This window comes from Pradoshia sp. Z4_20 (assembly GCF_058216035.1).
In genome coordinates, this window is record NZ_JBZAJD010000021.1 from 1 (window position 1) to 1,621 (window position 1,621).

Below are 1,621 nucleotides of genomic sequence, written 5' to 3' on the forward strand. Positions count from 1 at the left end.
TTTAATAAAAACCGAGTAAGAGTTTTTTAACGGTTAAGTTAATAAGGGCGCACGGTGGATGCCTTGGCACTAGGAGCCGATGAAGGACGGGACTAACACCGATATGCTTCGGGGAGCTGTAAGTAAGCTTTGATCCGGAGATTTCCGAATGGGGAAACCCACTGCCCGTAATGGGGCAGTATCTTACACTGAATTCATAGGTGTATGAAGGCACACCCGGGGAACTGAAACATCTAAGTACCCGGAGGAAGAGAAAGCAAATGCGATTTCCTGAGTAGCGGCGAGCGAAACGGAATCAGCCCAAACCAGATGGCTTGCCATCTGGGGTTGTAGGACACTCATTGTGGAGTTACAAAGGAACGGGGTAGATGAAGCGACCTGGAAAGGTCCGTCAGAGAAGGTAACAACCCTGTAGTCGAAACTTCGTTCCCTCCCGAGTGGATCCTGAGTACGGCGGGACACGAGGAATCCCGTCGGAATCCGGGAGGACCATCTCCCAAGGCTAAATACTCCCTAGTGACCGATAGTGAACCAGTACCGTGAGGGAAAGGTGAAAAGCACCCCGGAAGGGGAGTGAAAGAGATCCTGAAACCGTGTGCCTACAAGTAGTCAGAGCCCTTTTATGGGTGATGGCGTGCCTTTTGTAGAATGAACCGGCGAGTTACGATCCCATGCAAGGTTAAGTTGATGAGACGGAGCCGCAGCGAAAGCGAGTCTGAATAGGGCGTTTGCAGTATGTGGTCGTAGACCCGAAACCAGGTGATCTACCCATGTCCAGGATGAAGTCCAGGTAACACTGGATGGAGGTCCGAACCCACGCACGTTGAAAAGTGCGGGGATGAGGTGTGGGTAGCGGAGAAATTCCAATCGAACCTGGAGATAGCTGGTTCTCTCCGAAATAGCTTTAGGGCTAGCCTCGAGTTTAGAGTCTTGGAGGTAGAGCACTGTTTGGACTAGGGGCCCTCATCGGGTTACCGAATTCAGACAAACTCCGAATGCCAAAGACTTATACTCGGGAGTCAGACTGCGAGTGATAAGATCCGTAGTCAAAAGGGAAACAGCCCAGACCACCAGCTAAGGTCCCAAAGTATACGTTAAGTGGAAAAGGATGTGGAGTTGCCCAGACAACCAGGATGTTGGCTTAGAAGCAGCCACCATTTAAAGAGTGCGTAATAGCTCACTGGTCGAGTGACTCTGCGCCGAAAATGTACCGGGGCTAAACGTATCACCGAAGCTGTGGATGCATACCGTATGGTATGCGTGGTAGGAGAGCGTTCTAAGGGCTGTGAAGCATGACCGGAAGGACATGTGGAGCGCTTAGAAGTGAGAATGCCGGTATGAGTAGCGAAAGAAGGGTGAGAATCCCTTCCACCGAATGCCTAAGGTTTCCTGAGGAAGGCTCGTCCGCTCAGGGTTAGTCGGGACCTAAGCCGAGGCCGAAAGGCGTAGGCGATGGACAACAGGTTGATATTCCTGTACCACCTCTCTTCCATTTGAGTGATGGGGGGACGCAGTAGGATAGGGTAAGCGCGCTGTTGGATATGCGCGTCCAAGCAGTTAGGCCGATGAGCAGGCAAATCCGCTCATCACATAAGGCTGAGCTGTGATGGCGAGGGAACTA

The 1,621-nt window shown here is 51.8% G+C and carries 1 rRNA gene; it reads left to right on the forward strand.

What is annotated here, in order from left to right:
• Positions 1-31 precede the first annotated feature (31 nt).
• Positions 32-1,621: ribosomal RNA gene (locus tag AC4BHP_RS18810) — 23S ribosomal RNA — on the forward strand; the annotation flags it as partial.